Source organism: Streptomyces sp. NPDC001443 (genome assembly GCF_053597355.1).
Map to the genome: position 1 here is coordinate 135,290 of NZ_JBSFIA010000010.1, position 20,735 is coordinate 156,024.

The 20,735-nt window shown below is 69.1% G+C and carries 20 protein-coding genes, 1 pseudogene and 1 CRISPR repeat array (1 of these 22 cut by a window edge); of the genes and pseudogenes, 1 reads left to right on the forward strand and 20 read right to left on the reverse strand.

The window, feature by feature from the left end:
• Positions 1-551: a CRISPR direct-repeat array (repeat unit 29 nt; unit sequence GTTCTCTCCGCGCGAGCGGAGGTGTCCCG); it begins 515 nt to the left of the window's first position.
• Positions 552-725: 174 nt separating this feature from the next.
• Positions 726-1,079: pseudogene (locus ACWC24_RS14005) on the reverse strand (DUF317 domain-containing protein); the annotation flags it as partial.
• A 372-nt stretch (positions 1,080-1,451) separates the two neighbouring features.
• Here ACWC24_RS14005 and ACWC24_RS14010 point away from each other — a divergent pair.
• Positions 1,452-1,952, forward strand: coding sequence for a hypothetical protein (locus ACWC24_RS14010; protein WP_450663044.1), 501 nt, complete (start codon positions 1,452-1,454; stop codon positions 1,950-1,952).
• Positions 1,953-1,984: 32 nt separating this feature from the next.
• Here ACWC24_RS14010 and ACWC24_RS14015 read toward each other — a convergent pair whose 3' ends face one another.
• From ACWC24_RS14015 to ACWC24_RS14105, 19 genes are all read right to left on the reverse strand, one after another.
• Entirely contained in the window at positions 1,985-3,124 is a 1,140-nt protein-coding gene (locus ACWC24_RS14015; protein ID WP_450663045.1) for a DnaB-like helicase N-terminal domain-containing protein, read from the reverse strand.
• Positions 3,124-4,395, reverse strand: coding sequence for a DNA cytosine methyltransferase (locus ACWC24_RS14020; RefSeq protein WP_450663046.1), 1,272 nt, complete (start codon positions 4,393-4,395; stop codon positions 3,124-3,126). Before ACWC24_RS14020 ends, ACWC24_RS14015 begins: the two co-directional genes overlap by 1 nt.
• A complete protein-coding gene (locus ACWC24_RS14025) occupies positions 4,392-5,264 on the reverse strand; it encodes a hypothetical protein (RefSeq protein ID WP_450663047.1) in 873 nt (290 codons plus the stop codon). The genes ACWC24_RS14020 and ACWC24_RS14025 overlap by 4 nt, the downstream gene beginning before the upstream one ends.
• A gap of 215 nt (positions 5,265-5,479) precedes the next feature.
• Positions 5,480-7,267, reverse strand: a complete 1,788-nt coding sequence (locus ACWC24_RS14030) for a type IV secretory system conjugative DNA transfer family protein (protein WP_450663048.1) — start codon at positions 7,265-7,267, stop codon at positions 5,480-5,482.
• A 212-nt stretch (positions 7,268-7,479) separates the two neighbouring features.
• Positions 7,480-7,968, reverse strand: coding sequence for a hypothetical protein (locus tag ACWC24_RS14035; RefSeq protein WP_450663049.1), 489 nt, complete (start codon positions 7,966-7,968; stop codon positions 7,480-7,482).
• 140 nt (positions 7,969-8,108) lie between these two features.
• The gene (locus tag ACWC24_RS14040) at positions 8,109-8,936 is read right to left on the reverse strand and encodes a DUF317 domain-containing protein (RefSeq protein ID WP_450663050.1); all 828 of its coding nucleotides are present in this window, start codon (positions 8,934-8,936) and stop codon (positions 8,109-8,111) included.
• Positions 8,927-9,286, reverse strand: coding sequence for a hypothetical protein (locus tag ACWC24_RS14045; protein WP_450663051.1), 360 nt, complete (start codon positions 9,284-9,286; stop codon positions 8,927-8,929). Before ACWC24_RS14045 ends, ACWC24_RS14040 begins: the two co-directional genes overlap by 10 nt.
• Before the next feature lie 27 nt (positions 9,287-9,313).
• Positions 9,314-10,102, reverse strand: coding sequence for a DUF317 domain-containing protein (locus ACWC24_RS14050; RefSeq protein WP_450663052.1), 789 nt, complete (start codon positions 10,100-10,102; stop codon positions 9,314-9,316).
• Positions 10,099-10,488 carry a hypothetical protein gene (locus tag ACWC24_RS14055; protein ID WP_450663053.1) on the reverse strand — a complete coding sequence of 130 codons (390 nt, stop codon included), beginning with the start codon at positions 10,486-10,488 and terminating at the stop codon, positions 10,099-10,101. Before ACWC24_RS14055 ends, ACWC24_RS14050 begins: the two co-directional genes overlap by 4 nt.
• Before the next feature lie 364 nt (positions 10,489-10,852).
• The gene (locus tag ACWC24_RS14060; RefSeq protein WP_450663054.1) at positions 10,853-11,626 is read right to left on the reverse strand and encodes a hypothetical protein; all 774 of its coding nucleotides are present in this window, start codon (positions 11,624-11,626) and stop codon (positions 10,853-10,855) included.
• A gap of 535 nt (positions 11,627-12,161) precedes the next feature.
• The gene (locus ACWC24_RS14065) at positions 12,162-12,599 is read right to left on the reverse strand and encodes a hypothetical protein (protein ID WP_450663055.1); all 438 of its coding nucleotides are present in this window, start codon (positions 12,597-12,599) and stop codon (positions 12,162-12,164) included.
• Between the two features lie 102 nt (positions 12,600-12,701).
• Positions 12,702-13,199: a hypothetical protein gene (locus tag ACWC24_RS14070; RefSeq protein ID WP_450663056.1), complete on the reverse strand. Its 498-nt coding sequence runs from the start codon at positions 13,197-13,199 to the stop codon at positions 12,702-12,704.
• 117 nt (positions 13,200-13,316) lie between these two features.
• Positions 13,317-13,655 carry a hypothetical protein gene (locus ACWC24_RS14075; protein ID WP_450663057.1) on the reverse strand — a complete coding sequence of 113 codons (339 nt, stop codon included), beginning with the start codon at positions 13,653-13,655 and terminating at the stop codon, positions 13,317-13,319.
• A gap of 169 nt (positions 13,656-13,824) precedes the next feature.
• On the reverse strand, positions 13,825-14,475 hold the full coding sequence (locus ACWC24_RS14080) for a hypothetical protein (RefSeq protein ID WP_450663058.1): 651 nt from the start codon (positions 14,473-14,475) through the stop codon (positions 13,825-13,827).
• 106 nt (positions 14,476-14,581) lie between these two features.
• A complete protein-coding gene (locus ACWC24_RS14085; protein ID WP_450663059.1) occupies positions 14,582-15,628 on the reverse strand; it encodes a hypothetical protein in 1,047 nt (348 codons plus the stop codon).
• A 96-nt stretch (positions 15,629-15,724) separates the two neighbouring features.
• The gene (locus ACWC24_RS14090) at positions 15,725-17,230 is read right to left on the reverse strand and encodes a VirB4 family type IV secretion system protein (RefSeq protein WP_450663060.1); all 1,506 of its coding nucleotides are present in this window, start codon (positions 17,228-17,230) and stop codon (positions 15,725-15,727) included.
• Positions 17,231-17,258: 28 nt separating this feature from the next.
• Positions 17,259-17,723 (reverse strand): DUF6238 family protein, encoded by a 465-nt coding sequence (locus ACWC24_RS14095; protein ID WP_450663061.1) that lies wholly within the window; start codon positions 17,721-17,723, stop codon positions 17,259-17,261.
• 59 nt (positions 17,724-17,782) lie between these two features.
• A complete protein-coding gene (locus ACWC24_RS14100; RefSeq protein WP_450663062.1) occupies positions 17,783-19,255 on the reverse strand; it encodes an SCO6880 family protein in 1,473 nt (490 codons plus the stop codon).
• Between the two features lie 91 nt (positions 19,256-19,346).
• Positions 19,347-20,717 (reverse strand): SCO6881 family protein, encoded by a 1,371-nt coding sequence (locus tag ACWC24_RS14105; protein ID WP_450663063.1) that lies wholly within the window; start codon positions 20,715-20,717, stop codon positions 19,347-19,349.
• Positions 20,718-20,735 lie beyond the last annotated feature (18 nt).

A 20,735-nucleotide genomic window follows, 5' to 3' on the forward strand; every position in this document is an offset into this window, starting at 1 on the left:
CGCCCAGCCCGTCGAGCAGCAGCCCGCCATCCCGGTTCTCTCCGCGCGAGCGGAGGTGTCCCGCTCCCCGACCGGGTGAGCCTGTGCGGGAACGAGTTCTCTCCGCGCGAGCGGAGGTGTCCCGTTCTGGACCGACCACTCCAACTTCACGGAGTCGTTCTCTCCGCGCGAGCGGAGGTGTCCCGGACTCGTCCGGGAGTTGGCGGGGAACGCTCACGTTCTCTCCGCGCGAGCGGAGGTGTCCCGGCGAACGCCCCCGGCGGTCACCAGGGGCGTTCGTTCTCTCCGCGCGAGCGGAGGTGTCCCGAAGGCCGCTGAGTCCGCTAAGACGGAGCTGGGGTTCTCTCCGCGCGAGCGGAGGTGTCCCGGAGGGGTGGCAGGTCCGCTCTGACCAGCTCTCGTTCTCTCCGTGCGAGCGGAGGTGTCCCGCGGACCGGTTTCCGGATCGTGCGTCAGTGGCCGTTCTCTCCGCGTGAGCGGAGGTGTCCCGAACCAGCTCGGCCCCGAGATGGCCAGTGGACGGTTCTCTCCGCGTGAGCGGAGGGGGCCCGTCGGGCGTCGCCGTGATGTGTTGGGGAGTGTCTGATCAACGGCGGCATAGCCGTTGGCGTGGTGCGAAGACGCGTGACGCGCTCGCGTGGGGCGGGGTTGGATTGGCGGGTGCCAGTTGCGCGGGTGAGGGTGTCGGCGAGGTCGGCCAGCAGTGAGTGGGGGGTGTAGGGAGACGCTGTGACGGTCCAGGTGGGGTGGTCGATGCTGGGGCCGGCCCAGATGGTCCAGGTGGCCAGGGTGCTGTTGGGCTTCTGGGCGGCGAAAGCGTCGAACTGGATGCCGACCTCCTCGGACGGGTTCGTCCAGCGGATCCAGCGTCCGTCGACGGTGTGGTTCCATCCGGCGCTGGTGAGGGGCTTGGTGGCGGCGGTGACAGTCTTCTCGGTGATGGGACTTCCGATGGCGGTGTCCCATCCGTCGCCTTCGGCGAGGTGATGGAGCAGGATCTGGAGTACGGGGGCGGGAGTGGTGCCGGTCGCGGTGAGGTGCCACATCCGGTCGGAGACGGGTGTCTCGTACGCGGCCATGGTCCAGGCGGTGTCCCGGGGGTCGGCTTCGTGGACGCGTTCGATGCGCAGAGTCTGTGATTCGTGAATCGCGTGGGTGGTGTCGTCGGAGAAGGTGTGCCACTTGTCCCAATCGCCGTGCGTGGTGAGGAACTGGTCGAGGATGATGTCATGGTCACCGGCGTCGGCAGCGTAGGCGGGCACGATCTCCGTTTCTTGGACGGTCGGTTCGGGGTTTGCAGCCGGTGTGCCTGGCAGAGTGCGGGCTTGGGCGGCGGCGTGCTCGGTGCTCGTGAGGGGTGCGGGGCCGGGGCGCAGAGCATCTCCGTGTAGACGTTCGAATGCAGTGAGGGCCTGGGCGGGTGAGGAGAAGGTGTCGGCGATCTGCCGCAGGTGGTTCTCGCCGCGCAGGTAGACGCTCCCGGTGTTGTCGCGGTAGGTGCCTATGGCGACGGTGGTGCCGTTGTCGTCGGCGTGGGCGTGGATGATGAGCCGCCCGTGGCGGATGTCGTCGTAGATCTTCTGAGCCTCGTTCGAGGCATCCCGGGCCTCTGCGTGGATGCGCCAGGACATCGGATTCGTGCCCTGGGGCTGCTCCTTGTCGATCGCGGCGCGCAGCCGGGTGGTGACCTCGGTGGTGAAGCCCTCTTCGGTCAGAGTCAGTGCGGCCTCCTCGGCCCAGTACGGCTCCTCATGGTCGATGCGGGCCATGACCAGAGTGTCGTCGTCGATAGCCTCGAAGCCGCGGGTGCTCAGCAAAGTGCGAGCCTGCTCCTGGGCGGGGCCGCTGATCGTGGCGATCACGGCGCTGTGCGTGGGGTGGCTGTCGAGGCGGATGTGCGCCTTGGCGAAGGGGGTGATCACGAAGGGGTGCTCGTTTCTGCCGGTGGCTGAACCTTTTCAAGCCCGGTCACCTGCGGGTTGGTTCAAGGCCAGCGGGAGATATGCGCTGCATAGGGAGTTGTGGTCCGCGGTGGGCCGGCCTGGGAAGGGGTTGCGGCCCTGGTGTGTGGGGGCGTGGTCGGTGGTGCGGGTGAGGTGGTGTGGTGCCAGCGGGTGCGCACGGTGGACAGGTCGGCGAGTGCGCGGCGGCTTGCGATGACGAGTTGATGCGGGGTGATTGCCGGGTCGTCGGCGAACGCCTCGATGCGTTGGCCCACGTGCTGCGCGATCGCGAGGAGGGAGCGTCGGAGGATCCGTTCGCCCCAGTGCTGGGGGGAGCCGGGCGAGGCTGCGAGGACATCGAGCAGGTCGGCAGGCTCGGTGCCGGATGCAAGGAGGCCGCGCTGCTGGGCCTCCCACAGGAGGGTGACCGGGTCGACGGGGGTACGGCGCCGGGTCAGAGCAGTCAGGCACTGCCACAGTCCGGCGTGCAGGGGCTGTGTGAAGTCGTCGGCGGTCAGCCACCGCATCTCCTCGACGCTGATGGGGTGTGCCGTTGAGGTTGCGAGCAGCTGCCGCTCTTCTTCGGCCGCCTCCTCGGCGTTGTCGGTGGCAGTGACCGGTGGGGGTGTGGGGGTGCGGGGCAGCAGGGCGGAGCGCGGCGGGAACCGTGCGGCGATGGCCTCCACGGCTGCGGCGAGGGTGTCTGCTGTGGCGAGGGTGGTGGGCACGGGGTGCGGGAGCGTGAGGTCTGCTGCGGTCTGGGTGAGGCGCTGGGCGTGGGCACGCAGGGTACGGCGGGCATGTCCGCTCTCGATGATCCGCGCGTACGCGGACGCGTGGCTGGGTGACGGGCAGATCTGGATCAGTGTGTGCAGGTAGGAGGCGGTCAGTCCGCGGTTCTGCCGACAGGCGGCAGCGAGTACCGCGTTCAGCCAGCTGGTGGTCTGTGCGTGCTGGACCGGGTCGGGGGCCGGCAACGTGCGGATCGCGGTGAACAGGGCACCGTGCGCGGGGGCAAAGAACGAGGCGGGCTCGATCCCGGTGACATCGTCGAGGCGGTGGGGTTCGAGCAGGAGCGCGCCGAGGAAGGCCTGTTCGGCGTAGTGCACGGGCTGTGGTGGATGCGGGCTGGGCAGACTGCCGAGGTCGTCGTCCTTGTCGTGGGCAGGGGTGCGGAGCATCAGGCGGCCAGGGTGAAGACGTCGAGGTCGAGGGTGATGTGAAGGTGTGGGGAGAGGAGGTGGGCCGCGAGGAGCGGGGGCACGGCGTTGCCGATCTGTGAGAACTGCTGGCCCTTGTTCCCGGCCCAGGGGTAGTCGGCGGGAAAGGTCTGCAGGATGCCGGCCTCGCGGGCGGTGATCCGGATCGGCTCCGGCATGGCCTGTGCCTCCTTCCGTGTGCTGTCGGCCGGTTCGGCGATCCAGGTGCGTTCATTGGCGCGGTGCCCGAAAAGCAGCGTCCCGGCCGGTTCATGGACGCTGCGGACGGTGGCGTTGGCCTGGTTGTTGCTGCGCAGGGACCACTTCCAGTGGGCGGCCTTGCTGGTGAATGTGGGCGCTGGCGCGTGGGCCGGGGTGGCGGCGCGGGTGCCGTGCCGAGCGGTCCAGCCCACCCCGCGGGCCTGCGGTTCGAGGACCACGTATGCACCGGGCTGGGATTGCCAGTTGCCGCGGTCGCGGGCGGTGGCGAGGGCCCGGCGGGAGCCGGAGGGAAAGGGTTCGGGGCCCCCGCCGGGGCCTCCGCCGGCGCAGACGGTCGGCACCGGGCGGTCGGTGGCGCCCCAGCCGAGAGCCTGGGCCATGCTGACCCAGCGCGCGCGGCCCGGCCCGAACAGCGACTCGGGTTCGGCGGTTTGGGAGTGGGTGGGCGACGGCGGTTGTGCCGTGCGCACGCGGGAGGCGAGCAGGATCGCGCGCCTTCTCGTCTGCGGTACGCCGTAGTCGGCGGCGTTGAGGATGCCGGTCCACACGGAGAATCCCCAGTGGCGGAGGACAGCCGCGTACTGCTGCCACAGGGGCAGGACATCGGGCACTTCCTCCAGAGCGACCCACTCCGGTTCGCCTGCCTGGTGAAGGGCATGGAGATAGCGCATGGGTTCGGCGGCGAGCAGACTGCGCTTGTCCCGGCAGGCGCCGAGCAGCTTGGCGCGGGTGTCGCGTCCGGCAGCAAGGTCGGCGACAGCTTGGTGCACGAGGGGCTGGTCCAGCAGCCCGAGGCGCTTGCCGGCCATTGACCATGCCTGGCACGGCGGGCTCCCGATGAGTCCGACGGTCCGCCCGAGGAATGGCCACACGGGATACACGGCCACGTCCGTGCGAATGGTCAACTGACCGGCCGCGGCACGGGTCTTGCAGGCCCACACGTCCCATTCCAATCCGACGTCCCGTACGCCGAGGACGTTGAGTGCGTGGCTCCATCCGCCCGGTCCCGCGAACAGGTCCACAACGGTCAAGACGTGAGCCCGAAGTCGTCCTGCACTGGTGCGACTTCACCACGGCACGCCCAGGGCGAGCAGCCGTCGACGACCCCCTGCTCCAGCTCCTCCGGATCCGGTACGGCGTCAGCGAGTTCCCGCTGCATCGCCGCCCACTCGGCGGTGGTGACACGGTCGATCGGGGCCTGGCCGAGTGGGATGCGGGAGCGATGGAGGAACGCCTTGCCGAGCAGCTTGTTGCCGGTGGCGTTTGCACGGGCGTTTCCCTTGCGGATGGCAGCGTCGAAGGCCACCACGTCCTCCCACTCCTCCGGGGAGTTGTCGCGGATGTGGCGCCATTGGGCGTTTCCGTGGAATGGGCATCCGAGGCAGCTCGACTTCGGTGTGTCGGCCAGGCCGAGCGATGTCAGGTAGTGGATGCAGTCGGACCGTGACCAGCCCATGTCGATGAGCGGATGCCGGTTGCGCATGTACTTCACGTCGGCGTCCTTGGCTCGATGGAATTCGTCCGTGGAGATGCCGACCCACTGTTCGACAAAAATCCCCCTGGGGACGCGTGCCGGATATGGGTAGCCGAGGAGTTCCCGGACCTTTTTCTTGATCGGTTTTATTTTGTATTCGCCTGTGTATTGGCGCCGTGACATCCCAGGTCTGCCATCCTCGTTGAGGATGTGGAGAGGCATGGAGGCGAAGCGATGCTCCGGGTCCAGGGCGTCCTTGCGAATGTTTCCGGAGGAGACGCGGAGGATGGGTATACCTGCGGGTTCGGCTATCTTACGTTCCAGGCGCTCCAGGTGGGAATATACGGCCTTCGGCTCCCAGCCTGTATCGGCGAAAATGGCATAGTCGACCTTCGGCAAAGCGCCTTCCGCTGACAGGGCGAGCATGGCGCTGGACTGAATTCCGGCGCCTAGTGAGATTGCCCGGAAAATGGGAAGTTCGGAAATGATGGGTCCTTGAAGAGGGGAGGGTGGGGCACGGCCCGACAGTGATGGGTGATGCGGGCGTTGATGAGTGCGGGGCGGCGGATGGGTAGGGCGTGCGGGCGTGGCTCTGGAGAATCGAGGACGGTGGGTGCGAGCCGGCGTGTGCCGTGGCCGGGTCAGGCAGCGGTGCCGTAGCTGTCCTGGTGGGGTGCGTGCTTGGCGACGGCGCGGGTGGTGATGGCCTTCGAGGCGCGGGCGGAGGCGGCGGACAGCTCGTCGGCGCCGGGCTCCAGGTACCAGGGGCGCAGGTCGAGCATGGCGGCGCGCAGACCGGTGGCGAAGCACAGCGCGGTGCCCTTGGGCAGAGCGCGGATCGCGTCGGCGGGCAGGATCCGCTCCTGCCGCATCGACACACTGGTGGACTTGCCGGACTCGGAGTGGGAGGTGGAGGTGGTCTCGACGTCGTGGTCGCCGATCAGTCGGGAGAGCTTGTCGGCGAAGTCAGGGTCGTCGATGCCGGAGCCGATGACCTTCACTGTCGAGGCAGACCACATGGCGTCCATGCCTGCGTCACCCCAGACCTTCTGGCCCTGGCGGTACGACTGGAGGATGGTGATCGGGATGATCCCGCGTGATCCCAGGTGCGAGTACAGGTCCGGGAGATCACTGATCTTGCAGACGTTGGCGGCTTCGTCGAGGATCGCGAGCATCGGCGGGTCGAGCCGTCCACCGGCGCGTTCGGCTTGGGCGGTCGCGGCCCGCATCACGGAATCCGCGCACGCTGCGATCAACGCGGATGCGCCTCCGCCGCCGTCCTTCGACAGCAGGTAGAGCGTGTCCGTGGAGGCGACGAACCGCGACGGACGGAACTCGGAGACATCCTCTTGCGGAGTGACCCACGCGGAGATCTCGCTGTTCAGCAGTGCGGCGGCGTATTGGCGGGCCGTCTCGTAGATGCCGTCCCTCGTCTCTGGCGGCCCTTCCACAGTTCCCTTGAGCTGTGCGGCGACGGCGGTGAATTCGTGGTCGCGGAGGATGTCGAGCGGGGTGCGGTCGGCGGGGAAGGCGAGCCACTGCATGACGTCGGTGATCGGGCGTTCGTCGAGGGCGGCGGCAAGGAAAAGTTGGGACAGGATGTTCGATCCCGCCTTGGACCAGAAGTCGCCCTGTTGGCTCGCGTCCACGGACGCGGCGAGGAAGTGGCCGGCCAATCGGCCGGCGCCGTCCAGGGTCTTGGCGTCGGCGAGCGGGTTCCACCACATCCGGCGGGCGGCGTGCGCGATCTGCTGCGGGTCCATCGACCATGTCCGGCCGACCTTCGCCCGCGCGTCGATCGTTGCGGTGAAGGCATCGCCCGCGGCCTTGTTCGAGGTGAGCAGCACCGGACCCGGGGCAGCGAGGATGGACGGGATTGCGAGGCTGGTGGTCTTGCCGGAGCGTGGTGCCATGATCGCGACGGCGACGTCCTCGTACCCCATGCGGATCTCGTGCCGGGTCCCCTGCAGGTTGCCGAGGAGGATGCCGGTGTCCTTCGCGTCGATGTGCTTGGCGGTCTTCAGACTTGGGCGCAGGGAGCGGGCCTTCGCGGTGATCGCCTTGGCCAGCAAGGGTTCGATGTCCTTCGGCCTGGCCATCCCGGCGATCTTCTTCCGGCTGCCGCTGCGGTTCTTGTGGCGGGAGAACAGGACACCAGCTGCGGCGCCGAGTGCGAGCAGCGCTGTGATCGGGACGATCCGAGCGCCGATCAGCAGGGACGTTTCGCCGGTCTGTGGCCATAACTGGTCGGGATGCAGCAGAGCGGCGGTCGGCTGGTAGGGGGCCCAGTCGTGGCCGGTCAGCCAGGCGGTGACATTGCCCGATAGCCAGGTGAGTTGGGACAGGGGGATGACGACCGCGAGCACTCCGAGAAGGAGGCGGAAGGCGATGTCGTACCCGTCGGAGGAGTTGTTAGTGGGAGGAGGCAAAGACAGTGTGCGCTCTCGGTCGAGGGCGGGGAGATCGGCCGGTGCGGCCGAGGCTGGCGAGGACGACGCGTGGCATCAAGAGGTCGTGACTTTGGCTCCAGTCGCAAACGTGATGCAGGGGGACGGTGACACATGCGGGATCGCCCACGCCGACCAGGTGACGCGGGGGGCGACGAAGCCGATCTCCAGGGTCTCGGGAGCCTTGGACACCATCAGTTCCGTACCTTGCCGACCTGGCCGGTCCAGGGAGCTGCAGTCACGGTCGGCGCCGGGGCCAGGGGCGAGGGGGCGTGTCGGGCGGCAGCGTTGATGTCGCGGATGACGTGGCCGTGGGTAGCCCAGTCGTCGAGGGAATTCCACGCTTCGGCGTGATAGGTGGCGAGGGCGTGGTCGAACGCCTCGGTGCCGGGGCGGGCGTCAGCGGGGAGGCTGTTGCAGGTCTGCAACCACCGCTCATGCAAGGCATCAAGGCGATCGAGTGCCCCGTGCAAAACGATGAGCTGCCACACCCAGCGGCTCTGCACCGTGTGGGCAGGCAGTCGCGTGAGCTGGATCTGAGCGGTGGCCAAGAGATAGTGCGCACTGTCGCGGACCTTCTCGAACGCCTCGGCCGTGGCGGTGTCGCGAAGGCTTGCGCGCCGGCCATAGGAGTCATCGTCGTAGGGCCAGCCGTCGAGGTCGGTGTGCTGGTCGGAGTACACGTTCCAGGAGTGGAGGATCCTCTGGCTGTCGCGCAGGAAGCGGTCGAGGCTGTCGAGCAGCGCGCGGTGGGAGTCGGCGGGTGTGGAAATGTTGGGTTCCTTGCGAGAAGCGTGAACTTGAGCCTGCTATGGCCGACTGGTCAGCGTCGGAGGGGAGATGCTGAGGTCGTGGGCGGCGGCGCCAGAGCTTTGTCGGCGACCGTCCGTTGACGGCGGCGAGCGGCGCGTGCCTGGGTGCGGAGAGCGCCGAGACGGCTGGTGTGCGCGTCGGCCACCTGCTGCGGGGTCAGTGTGCTCTGCTCCTGTACGGCGCTGTAGTGGGCGATGCGGTCGGACATGCTGCGCTGCAGCGGTGCGGTGTCAGCGAGCGCGGTGATGAACGCGCTGACCAGGTGAGTGGGTGTGTGGTGGTCGAACCAGGCGTGCCAGATCCGGGGGCCCGTGGGACGGCCCTGGTCGTGCTCGTACGTCTGGATGTGCCAGGACGGTGTGTCCCGCTCCCCGAGGGAACGCAGCTGGATCTGGCACATGGTGTCCGGCGAGCGGGCACTGTTCTGCGCGTCGAGCAGCCAGCCAGCCGAGGACAGCGTCTGCCAGGGATCCGGAGACTCGGTGCGCGTCGGGCGGACGAGGGCGTCGGTGACGCCGGCCAGGATCTCGGCGGGGACGAGTTCGCCGAACTCGGCATACCAGTCCGGTTCCGCGTCGGTGGGTTTGCTCCGCAGGCGCCACCAGGCGAAGGTGGCGGACTGCGGGTCGAACTGCAGGCTGTAACGGCGGTCGGGGCTTTGCAGAACGATCTCTGCGCTCAGGGGGTCGGATGCGAGGGTCCATCCGACGGCGGCGAGGCCGTGGGTGACGTGGCGCGCATCACCGGGGCCGACGAGGTAGCGGGGACTGGTGTCGAACGGAATCTGCCAGGCATGCTTGTCGGCGAATGTGGCGAGTTGCCGTTCGTCTACCGGCATCGGCGGCACTCCGGGGCGCTCGGCGAGGTGTTCACGAGGAGGATGCGCAGGTCGTCGAGAACATAGTGGAGGACGTGCCGGTCGGTCTGCTCCCACGCGGCGGTGCGCAGTTGCGCGACGAGCATGCGCAGATTGGGGGAGCGCGGGGTGTCCGGGTGGTCGGCCACGGCGCGGGCGAGGGCGCGCAGAGTATCGCCGAGCTGGACGGGGGTGCCGGTGTACTCGTCCAGCAGCGGCTCGACCAGAGCGAGCACCTCGCAGGGGTCGAGGTCCTCGTTGCGCAGGTACTCGGTGAGCCGGGACAGAGCCCCGGCGGTGTTGTGGATGTCGTGAGAGGTCGGTACGGGCACGAGGCTCCTTGGAACGGTCCGACCTGGTCAGCGGCGAGCGCGGGCCTGTTTGACGCCAGGGTGGGGGCGGGTTGTGGCGCGGGACGGGCCGGCTGACCGTTTGCGGGCCCAGGCGGCGGAGATGCGGGCCTGTTGCCAGGCGCTGAGCTGAGAGGGGAGAACGGAGACGGAGGTGGTGCGGATCCGCGAACTGTGCGGGACTCGGCCGCGGGGCCGCATCACGGGGTCGGGGTTGGCGAGCGCCGCGGCGAAAGCTTGGACGAGGTGCATGGGGGTGGAGGCGGTGAATGCCGCGGTCCAGCCGGTGCCCTGCTGGTCACGTGCTCCGGACCACCACATGGCGTGACCATCCTGGTCCTTGCGGAACTGCATCCATGCCGTCCCGTCAGGGCTCTGTGCGGTGAAGCGCTCCGTGTCGTGGGTGGTCTCCCAGCGCTGTTCCTGCAGCGGAGCCCAGACGTTGGGAGCGTGCGCGGAGGGAGGACGGGCGAGAGCGTCGGTGAGTCCGGCGATGATCTCTACCGGTGTGTACCGGCCCAGGGTCACCGTCCATTCGCTCTGGCGAGCGGTGGCCTTGCTGTGGATCGTCCAGCCGCCTGGCTGAACATAGGGGTTGAAGCCGACCCGGACAGTGCGGTCTGGGCTGTCGAGCACGAGTGGGCCGTTGCGCCTGGACTTGTCCTGCCATCCGCAGGCACGCAGAAACTCCGAGACGTGCCTCAGGTCGCCGCCGCCGGCGAGGGAACGGGGCTCGATGAGGTAGTGCTGTTCCGCCTGCTCGTCCGCTCCCCAGCCCTGCCAGTGCTTCCTCTTCACCGGCGCCGCCGTACGACAAGAGGGGCAGCAGTCGGGGGCTTCGCGGTGGTGGCGCACCGTGTGCCGAATTCGGTGAGGGCCTCGGCCCCGTCGAGGTCCAGGCCGATGTCATGGAGTCTGTTCGCGGCACGGCCGAGGGCGAGCCACACCTCTGCCGACAGGGTGCCGCGTTCGGCCTGGGCCTGGGCGAAGACGCTGCCGGTGGCCACGAGAACAGTGAAACGGCCGAGGATCCCCTCGTCGGGGTCGAGCACACGTGCGAGAGCCTGGGTGGCTGCCTCTGGCGGGAGGCCGGGCTGGGCGAGGTACTCGGTGAGGTCCCTGAGCTGGCGTCCGATGCTGTCGGCGAGGGAATCGGCGTACGTCTTCTGGTCGGTGCGGGACATAGTGCTCCTGAGCGGGGCCGAGGTCAGCGGTGAGGGCAGTGGTCGATCCGTCGGGCCTCGTCGAGTGCGCTCTCGGGGTGTACGCCGACCAGTGACGCACTTCGGACAGGGTCGGTAGTAATGCAGGCGCGCAGGTAGTGACGGAACAGGGCAGTTGCCAGCCGCGGTGGGAGACGGCGGGACATGGGCGATGGTGTGCGGGGATTTACGGTCTTCTCCGGCGGACGGTGCGGTCTGAGGGCGGCCCCGGCGAGTACCGGGGCCACCGTTCGGGGTCACGCCCTGCGAAGGCCAACCGCCAGCGTGGGCTGAGGCTTTCAGGGCGGGGGTGTGGATCTGGGCCTGGGAGCGCCGGACGCCTGCTTCATCGGCTCCGCGCGGTAGAGGCGCGGGTCTGGCGCGGCGATGCCGCTGGCGCGGCGGCCGTCGGAGCGATCCGGCCCGAGGGCCGCTGAAGCGCGGTGGCGATGCCCTTGGCGGCAAGCTGTGCGCCGGTCTTGCGGACGGCTCGGGCCTGAGCGGCGGTGTCATCGCCGCTCAGCCGATACGTACCGGTCTGCCGGTCGTGGACGAATCCGTTGGCGATCAGGACAGCTGCGGCCGTTTCACCCGCGGGAGCGCCGGCGAGACTGCCGTCGACCTGCCAGGTCAGAATGACCCGCCCCGGATGGGACGGCCGTGTGACGGGAGGCTCACGGGACAGGTCCGTGGCGTTCTGACGTACCTGGGCGAGCGCGGCGTCGTAGCGGGTCAGCAGGTCACCGGCGACCAATTCGGCGCTCAGGAACGGATCGTCGCTCAAGGCGACGCCGTCCGGCTCCCGTGTCCCCCGGAACGCCTCCCCGGGGACATCACGCGGGGCTACAGCAGCGATGAGGAAGCCGTCCCGCTCGTCGTGGCGGTCGAGCAGGACGAGCTGGGCGCCGTCGTCGCGGGTCAGGACGGCTCCGTGTTCCAGCGGGTGTTCGGCAAGGGACTCGGCGACGAGGTCCATGTCCCAGACGCGGTCGTCGAGTTCGGCGAGGTCGTCCTTGTGCTCGGCAGGGTGGTAGGTGCTGCTCCAGGACCCGGGCAGTTCCCCGGCGAGTACGTCGGCGAATGACGCGAGGGGGCCGGGAGCGTAGTCGTGTTCGTGCATTTTTCCTTGCAAGGTAGGAGAGGGGCAACGGAGCCGACTGGTGAATGCCAGGAAGTTGCGCGGTGCGCGGCGGTGGAGGGCAGGCGCACAGGCTGAGGCTTCGAGCTCTGTGACCGGGACTTCTTCGGTGCAGGTGTTGCGGCCGGGCGCGGGGCGTGCCGTTCGTCGAGCGAGCTACGTGTGTGGCGAGGCTCGCCGGCAAAGCGGCACAGGTGTTGGCCAGAGCACCGAGGGGCAGGTGGCGGTACAGGTGCCGGTCGCTGTCGAACGCTTCGGCGCAGTCGGCGTGATGGCCAACAGTCTGCAGCGAAGCCATGGCATCGGCGGCGAGGGGAATTTCGATGGTCTCGTCAAGACCGGTGGGAACGCGGCGGTAGGTCTCGTGCACGCGGTCGATGGGCACGAAGCCGCAGCGACATCCGAAGTGGCCTCGAAATGGCGTCCGTACGCACTGGCGCAGCACCGGGTGGAGGTACGAAGGGTCAGGAACCGGTCGCCAACGGCCGAAGAGGTCCGGGACGGCGCAAGGAAAGAATCAGCGGCCGCCCCGGGCGTCGTCGACGTGCACGAGCTGACCGAGAGCTGTGGTGGTGTACCAGCCGCAGTCGACCACGATGTCACCGGCCGGGTACTTCGGCAGGAGGTAGTCGCCCAGCGCCCGTACGTAGATCATGCAGTCCGGGCACGGACGGGAGAGGTGGGCCAGGTAGCGGGGGTGGGCCGTGACGTAGGTCTGCCGGCCGCCGTTCGGGTTACGCAGCCGCCAGCCCTTTTCGTCGGTAGGGGTGTGCCAGGACGGGGTGACGACGCGCATCGAGTCGCCCCACAGACCGCTCCCGGCGACACCTTTGAGGACGACGACCTGCTCACCGGGCCGGAAGTGCTGGTGGGTGATGTCCCGTTCGGGCGTGAGCGGGTCGGGCGTCGGTGTGACGACGGCCGGTGCGGTCGGGGGCCTGGAGGGGTCGGCCATGCGGGTTCTCCTTCCACGCGGAGCGGGCGACAGCGGGGGATCAATGGTCCGCAGCATCGCCGGTTTGGCCAACCGGCGTTCGCTGGTTATGTTCCGGCCGCGTCAGCGGAACGGGTTCTCCGTCCCGCGGTCGGACTCGCCGGCGGCATCGAGAAGTTCGACCAGGTCAGGGCCATCTGCCTCCCGCTGGTCGATCCACCATCCGGCCCGGGTGATCGTGCGGGCCTTTTCCTCCAGCTCCGTCCAGTCCGCTTCCTCCCAGCTGCCTTCGACGACGAGGGCGGTGTGAGCCGAGGCCATCAGCTGGTGACGGGAGCGCTCCCCCCAGTCCAACGTCCTCTCCGCCCCTTCCAGCGGTGGCATGTCGAACTTCTCCGCCCACTCGGCGGCAGCCTCCTGCTCCTCGGCTCGCCTGGCCGCGAGCCACTGCTCCCTGGACACGGTGTCAGCGTCGCGGGAGGCCTTCCAGCAGTCGCTGCAGTCCCGGTTGGCCAGCCAGCGGGCGAAACCCGCCCGCCTGTCGGCGGGGCGGTCGGACAGATCGTGGACGATCTCATGGCCGCACAGATGCTCGACGGTCCACTTCGTACGGACTGCCATGGAGGAATCTCCTCAAGTGAATTTGTTCAAGGCGGAGTTGGGATAGCGCTTCAGCTGTGACGTGCGGGCGTCACGTTGTGCCCAGGGGCGCTTATGTGTTGGGCGTCTGAGGTCAGCTCAGTGGTGCGTCCGGCGTCCTGTCGGCGGTGCCTGTGCGGTCATGGCCGGTCGGCAGTTCGGTGTGGACTGGCCGGGGCGCGAGATGTACAGATCGGGGTCGAGGTGCACCGGGTAGCGGGCGGCGGTCAGCATTTTGGCGGCCCAGCTCGCGTGCTCGTTCTCCCAGGCGCGGCCGAGGTCGAACGGCAGGCGGATCCAATGGCCGTGAAGAGACGGCTCGAACAGGAAGCCTGCTCGGCGCAGGATCTCTGCGACGAAGGCGTCGTAGGGTCCTGCGGCTTCGACCTCACCACCCTCACCACGGGTGATGCGGATCGGTTCACCAGATGTCTTCACCGGCCACAATCCCGCCTGGCGTCCACGGACGCGGTGCCGGCAGTACGTGGCACTGCGGTTGACAAAAGGGTGGGCAAGGCGCTGATGGCCACAAGGCCGTGTTCCGAAAGGGCACGGACGCGGAAGTGGTCGGACAGAGTCGGATCCCTTTGCAGGTCAGCGGCGGGGTTCAAGGCATCGTGCTTCTGGGGCATCGGCGCGGTCCTCTGCGCGGATTGGCCCGTGGAGGGAACACGGATTGGGAGCGAGTGCCACCGGCTGAGTGCACGATGACGTGGAAGCCGCGATGCTGTAGGCGTTGCAGGCTCCTGATCAATTGGCGCCTCGCCTGCTTCGCGGCGAGGGTGTCCGGCAGGTGGCATTCGCCGGTGGCGGGGTCGAGCAGGAAGCCGCCGTGCGCGAGCAGCTCGCTGAAGGCGCCGATGTAGCCGGTGCGGATCTGCGGACGCTGCTGCGTGTCGAAGGCGACGTGGACCTGGAGGTGACCGGGACTGCTGCGCCGGATCGGGATGAGGGAAGCGAAGCGGTAGCCGGCCAGTAGCCGATGGTGCAGCAGGGGCGCGGCACGGGCGGGGTCGGCGGGCACCGCGATGCCGCGTGGGGCTCTGAGGCCCTGGACGTGCTGGTGGCTGGTGTTGGCAGGCAGCATCGGCAGCACCAGGTACTCGTCCATACGGTGGGGGCGGTGCATGACATACAGCTGCAGGCCCCAGTGGTGCGTGATCACGCTGCGCTGGACGTCGCCCGTTTCGAAGGCGGCATACGGCAGGGGGCCGCTGTCCCAGATCCGGTTGCTGGCGGGGTCGTCGGTGATGGCCACCGTGACCGGGGAGGGCCGCCAGCCGGGCAGGCGGTCGGCGAGGGCGTGGGTGAACTCGATTATGTGCAGGGGGTACTCATCTCGTGCATCGTCTGGGCGATACCAGTCACGAGGAGGTGGTCACGCTGTGGGCGTCGGTGCGGCGGCAGGTGTAGCCGAGCAGCGTTGCCTTGCCCGGCGTGGTGGGGGCGGTGGCGATGTCGGAGCAGGTGAACGTGTACGTGAAGGACGGGCTGTTTGTGGTGCCGAGCCAGGCACGCTCTTTCTTCTCCGGCACGATCTTCAACCCGGGATACGAGACCGCGTCGTGCTGGATGTGCGTGTGTGCGAAGACGACCAGAGCGCTGCCGTCGGCGGTCTTGAGGGCGTAGCTGTCCGTGAACGGTGAAGTCGCGGCGGAGAACACGGTGGTGCCGTGGTCGCCGAACTTGTGGATCGTGCTGTCGTGCGCCTTGACCTGCCTGTCGGACGCCGCGGAGGGGGTGAAGACCTTCCGTCCGGTGACATCGCCGCCGGTGGAGAAGTTGTCGCCGACGGCCGCGCGCAGCACATTGACCGGGACGGCGACGTTCTCGGCAGAAGCGGCCTCGAGGGCGGTGGCATAGCCGTCGGAGTCGAGAGCGATCTTCGGGAGCTGCTTCTTGTCGTCGAGGTCGACAGCCGCAACCATCTCCCACTGTCGGCTCTTGGCCTGCTCGGCCATGATCAGCACGCGGGCGTACCGGTCGTTCTTGCCGCTGTAGGTGACAGCGGCGAACCATCGATGTCGGCCGGAGGCGAAGCGGGGGATGTATACGTTGGTGGCATCCAGGTCGTATGACCAAGGCTTGTACTTTCTGCGGTCGGCCTTGTGCAGGCTCTCGTCTTGCTTGTAGTCCGCGACCGACATGGCATACAGCGAGCCGTCCTCGACGGTGTCGAGCAGTCGGCGGTCGTAGCGCGCGTTCGCCCTGTTATTGATCTCGGAGTAGTGGGCTATCTGGGCGAGAGCCTCCTGCTTCGTCAGCGCAGGGGCTGCGGTCGGCGTGGGGGAGACGCTGTGGGTGGCTCGGGCCGAGGTGCCGGTGGTGGTGCTGGAGGAGCCGCAGGCCGTGGTGGTCAGCGCGACGGACACGACGGCGGTGAGGAGCCAGCCGGTGCGGCGAGTGCGCAAGTGCAGGAGGATGACGTGCTCCGAAATGGATGGTCAGCGGGTACGGGATGAAGCCAGGGCGGGGCGAGCATGGCCGAGTTGGTCGGCGACGTCGTGTCAGTGCATGCGCGCATCGGTGTCGAACAGAGCCAGTTCGTGCGGGTGGAGGAGGTGCTGGACGACGAATGACCGGCCGGCAACCTTCCACAGGCCCCTTCCTCGGTTGAGGTGGGCGATAGCGTCGGTCTCGACCGTGGTCAGTCCCAGCAGGGAGGCTGCGGCGTGGAGTTGGTCGGTCTCTTGGCGGTAGACGATGCGAGTGGAGCAGTCCGCCAGTAGGCCCTCGGCGAGGGCACGGCCCTGCGATCCGACGTCGCCCGCGGTGAGCAGGTCGGACAGCCGGTGGATGACCATGAGGTTCGCGATGCCCAAGCCACGGGAGAGCTTCCACTGTGCTTGCATGCGCTGCAGCAGTCCGGGATGGCGCATCAGGCGCCATGCCTCGTCGTAGACGATCCAGCGCCGGCCACTCTTCGGGTCGGTGAGGGCTGACTCCATCCACGCGGAGGCGCAGGCCATGGCGAGGACGAGGGCGGTGTCGTCGCCGGAGCCACCGAGCCGGGACAGGTCGATGGTGAGCATCGGTGAGTTGGGGTCGAAGGCCACGGTGGAGGGGGCGTCGAACATGCCCGCGAGATCTCCGTGGACCAGACGGCGCATGGCGTGCGCGAGGTCGCGGGCTGCTTCCCCGAGGCGCCCAGACATCATCCCGGCGGCTTCGTCGAGCGCGGTGGGGTTGTTGAGCGTGGTGGCGACATCGCCGAGGAGCGGGGTCTTGCCGGTTTCGACGGCGTGGGTGACGACGCTGTCGAGGGCGATGTCGAGGGCGGTGTGCTCCATCGGCTGCAGGTCCCGGCCGAGGACGGTCCGGGCCAGCGATCCGAGAAGGAGAAGGCGGCGCTTGCGGGTCTCCCCGACCCAGTCGGCCTCGGTGACGGAGGCGGGCCGAGGGGCCGCGTCCAGTGGGTTCAGCCTGCCCGGCAGTCCGGGGCCCAGGGCGACGGAGGTGCCGCCCAGGGCGTTGGCGACCGGCGTCCACTCGCCCTTGGGGTCGCACGGGACATAGACGCGGTAGCCGAAGGCGATCGAGCGGAGGGCGAAGCTCTTGGCGAGTGCGCTCTTGCCCTGGCCGATCACGCCGGCGAGCAGGAGGTTGGGGTTGGTGAAGCCCTCGACCTTGCCGTACAGCGCGAAGGGGTCGAAGACGAAGGATGCTTCGGCGTGGACGTCGCGGCCGATGTAGATGCCCTCGGCGCCGAGTCCGCCTTCGGCGAGGAACGGGTACGCGCAGGCGGCGATGGCGGTGGTCATGCGATGGACCGGCAGGCGCAGTCGGTTCCCACGGGCGGAGGCGGGTCCGGGGCGTCCGCTCGGCGGGTAGAGGGCGGCGGGTGCTGCGTGCTCGGCGGGGACGGCGCGTGCGGGGTGGCTGGTCGCTTCGGCGCGGGCCTTGGTGGTTGCTTCGACGAGCCGACGGCGGGCTGCCCTGCGGCTGGTCTGGTCTGTGTCGTGCGGGATGAACAGGTGGCTGGCGGAGGTGCGGCGGGCGGGCCGGTGACTCACCAGCGGCCCTCGATCCGGCGAGTGGTGCTCACCGCACGCATGCGGTGGTGTGCGGGCGGTTGAGGTCGGTGGGGGTCGTCCTGCGGCGCACCATGTGTCCTGCGGCCAGGTGGCGTTGGCAGATGGTCAGCACCGGTGGCCCCTCCGGGAGCCGCTCCGGGGGGCATTCGGTGCTGTCTGCCGGGGTGGCGGGGAGGGCGGGAAGGAGGTGGAAGGCGGAGTGCACCTCGGTGCCGGCCTGCCACAGTCGGGTGTGCGCGGTGGAGAGGTGCTGGCCCGCGGCGGGGTGCGCAGGGCGGGTCGTTCCGGCGAGCTGGTCGAGGAGCTGGTGCAGGGCGGTGAGGTGGGCATGCAGTACGTCGAGGTGTACGCGGTCCACCGGTACGGGGGTGGCGGGTGCTGAGCGGACCAGGGCACGTGTGTGATGGCGGACTCCGGCGCTCGCGGCCCGGAGGTAGGGGTGCGCGTCGTCCGGATGCGTACGAGAGGTCAACTGGATGGGTTCCTTCCTGTCGCCGTGTGGGGGCAGGGGGCGGTCGCTGAGGGGGTGGCTCACAGAGCGGTGCGGGCGAGGGGAAGCGCGGCGAGAGTGAAGGCATCGGACTGCTGGTAGAGGAGGCGGCGCAGGTCGATGCCGGCGGTGACCGCGGCCGTCTCGATCTGCGCGCAGGCCGCGTCGAGGAGCGTGTCGGTGTTGGCGGTGACGGTGACCAGGCCGGTCAGGGCGACGTCGGCGTGCCCGGCGATCAGCTGGCGTTCGCGTTGCTTGACGTCGGCGTACTCGACGGAGTCTTCCTCGCTGTCGACCTGGCCGCGGCGGGCGCGTTCGTTGGCGTCGGCGATGATCTGGGCCTTCTTGCGCTGGACGTCCCGCAGAGCTGACTCCAACCCCTGTGGCACGTAGATGAGGGACAGGCTGCGGCGGACGCCGGCGGTGAACATGATCGAGTGGAGGAACCCGGCCCTCATCTCGGTGCGCGGCCAGTTCTCCACCCAGTACGTGGCGTGGCGGGCGGTGTCGGTCGCGAGCCGGTCGTACTCCTCGACCTGGACCACGGGCCCGGCTGCTGCGGGGTCGGCCTCGGCGCGGCCAGTTGCGGACCACTGCTGGATCGCCGCGAGCGCCCCGGGGTCGTATGCGGTGCGGATGACCGCGGCGATCTCCCGGGCGCTCAGCCACCCAGTGATCACGAGTCCGGCGTTGCGGGCGGCCTGGGCGACGGAGGCGGTGGTCTGCGCCATGACGGTGAACGCGCCCGGGAGACCGCCCCCGGCCTGCGAGGTCAATCGCTTGGCGGCCTTGAGGTCGAGGGAGATGGCGAGATAGGTCTCGTGTGGGGCGGCGGCGGGGCCGGCGGAGGTGACCAGTTCGGAGTAGATCTGTCCGGCGACGGGTGTCTGGGGCCGGCCGTTCTGCGTCCAGTGCCGGGTGAGGGTGTCGCCGCTGTCGGGAACGGTGCGCTCAAGCACCTGCACGGTGACGATGTGCCCGGTGCGGGCGACGCTGGCCAGCGCGCGTCCCCAACTGCCCACGTTGTGGTTCTGGGCCGCAGGGTCGAGGAGGGCGAAGGCACGGCTGCTGACGCGGGCGATGGCGGTCAGGGTTCGCTGATGCGGGTCGTGCACGGCTGCAGCGCCGTTCGCGGAGTCGCCAGGGGTAACCACCTTGAGGGAAGCGGCGGTGCCGGGCAGATGGAGGACGCCGTCCTGCCGGGGTCGGGTGACGGGACGGGCAAGGTAGAGGATCTGCCCGCTGAGGCGGCGGTGCGTGTAGCGGGCGACGATCGGTGCCCAGTCGATCAGGGAGCGGCCGTGACGGCGGATCACGACGAGCGCGGCGATCACCGCCCACAGCGGAGTGAGCGCGATGGCGCCGAGCAGTCCGGTGGAGGTGAGTGTCACCAGCAGCAGCGCCAGTGTGCAGGAGACGAGGACGAGTTGCGGGAGGGAGAGGCCGAGGAGGACACCTCGACGGGAGCGGTGCGGGAATTTGACCGTGATCGGGACGACGTAGAGATCAGACAAACGGGGCTGGTCCAAGGCTCGCGGGCGAAGTCCCGGGGGCGGGAGGGGATGAGCGGAGCGCGTCCCGCCCCCGGGGGATTCGGTCAGATGGTCAGAAGCCGGTCGGAGGCGGAGAGGATGACGTGCCGCTGCTCCCGGCGGTCTGCGGGCCGGGGGCTGGCGGGGCGCCCTGTGGTGGCGGGGTTGTGGTCGGCGGGACTGACCGCCGTCCGCTGGGCTGGCGGGACGCGACACCTGCCCCGGGGCCGCCCGCATCCGGGTTGCCGCCTGTCTGGCCGCCGGGGTCGTCGGGGACACTGGCCGACGGGGGCTGTACGTCCTTTTCCGGACCGGACTCTCCTGCACCGCCTCCCGCAGCCGCACCGGACCTGCCGCACTGGGAACTGTCCTGGCCCTCGCCTGCGCCGGCTGAGCTGGATGCGATGTCACCGGGGAATCCGCTGCCGCCAGGAAGCATGTCTGGGCCCTGCGGCGCGGCGCCGGCTCCTGCTGCGGCACCGCCGATGGCAGCCATCGCGGCTGCCTTCCTGACCCCGCGCTCGGCATGCTGCCTGGCGATCCGGGCGCCGGCTCCGCCGGAACGATGCAGCGTTTCGGCGTCCGAGCCTTCGGAAGCGGCCCAGTGCACGAACTTGAACGTCGCGTACGGGCACAGCAGGACGAGCGACAGGACGACGATGCCCGCCATGACGTCGGCGAGGGCGGCAATACCGTCCCTGGCCTCGGTCTTTCCTATTGCCGCGATGCCCAGGACGAAGATGACGGTCATGAGCAGTTTGGAGACGACGAGGGTGGCGGTGGCTTCGATCCAACCCTTGCGCCAGCGGCGGGCGGTCTCCCAGCCGCCGCCGGCCCCGGCGAAGATGGCGAGGGTGACCATGACGAGGATGCCGACCTTGCGGACCAACATCACGCACCAGTAGAGGAGGGCACCGATCGCGGCGCCGATGCCGGCGAAGACCGCGACAAGCCAGCCCAGGCCGGGCAGGAGGCCGATCTGGCCTACCTTGACGACGCGTCGTACCGCTGCCGCGATGTCCAGGCCAGCGGCCTGGAACAGTCCGTCGGATACGGCATCGACCACTTCGACGGCAACGGTTGTGAAGGCGATCGCGGTAGAGGCGAACAGCACGCCGGTGGCGGTGCCGGTGAATGCCTGGGTGAGGGCCTGACCGTCGCGGCGGATCGCGGCCCGCGCGAGCTGGGCGCAGAACGTGGCGACGAGGACGATCAGGCCGATTGGCAGGATCATCTCGTAGTTGGCACGGAACCATCCGGCATTCAAGTCGACCCTGGTGGTGGTGTTGACCGCCTCGGCGGCCAGGTCGGCTGCGGCCGCGGCGAGTTCACCGGCGCTCTTGGCCAGCCAGTTGCCGATGGCCTCGCCCGGGTTGGTGGCGAAGTTGGCCGCGGTGCCGATGGCACAGAGCTTGTCCGCGACGGGGAGATCACAGAAACCCAAGGGGAGGTCATCCCTCCT

What these genes read in the sequence shown, in the direction of transcription:
- ACWC24_RS14015 (WP_450663045.1), bottom strand. Translation starts at nt 3,124, where the DNA reads ATGCTCCGCACCCCTGCCCACGACAAGGACGACGACCTCGGCAGTCTG.
- ACWC24_RS14025 (WP_450663047.1), bottom strand. Translation starts at nt 5,264, where the DNA reads ATGCTCGCCCTGTCAGCGGAAGGCGCTTTGCCGAAGGTCGACTATGCC.
- ACWC24_RS14040 (WP_450663050.1), bottom strand. Translation starts at nt 8,936, where the DNA reads ATGCCGGTAGACGAACGGCAACTCGCCACATTCGCCGACAAGCATGCC.
- ACWC24_RS14055 (WP_450663053.1), bottom strand. Translation starts at nt 10,488, where the DNA reads ATGTCCCGCACCGACCAGAAGACGTACGCCGATTCCCTCGCCGACAGC.
- ACWC24_RS14060 (WP_450663054.1), bottom strand. Translation starts at nt 11,626, where the DNA reads ATGCACGAACACGACTACGCTCCCGGCCCCCTCGCGTCATTCGCCGAC.
- ACWC24_RS14065 (WP_450663055.1), bottom strand. Translation starts at nt 12,599, where the DNA reads ATGGCCGACCCCTCCAGGCCCCCGACCGCACCGGCCGTCGTCACACCG.
- ACWC24_RS14070 (WP_450663056.1), bottom strand. Translation starts at nt 13,199, where the DNA reads ATGGCAGTCCGTACGAAGTGGACCGTCGAGCATCTGTGCGGCCATGAG.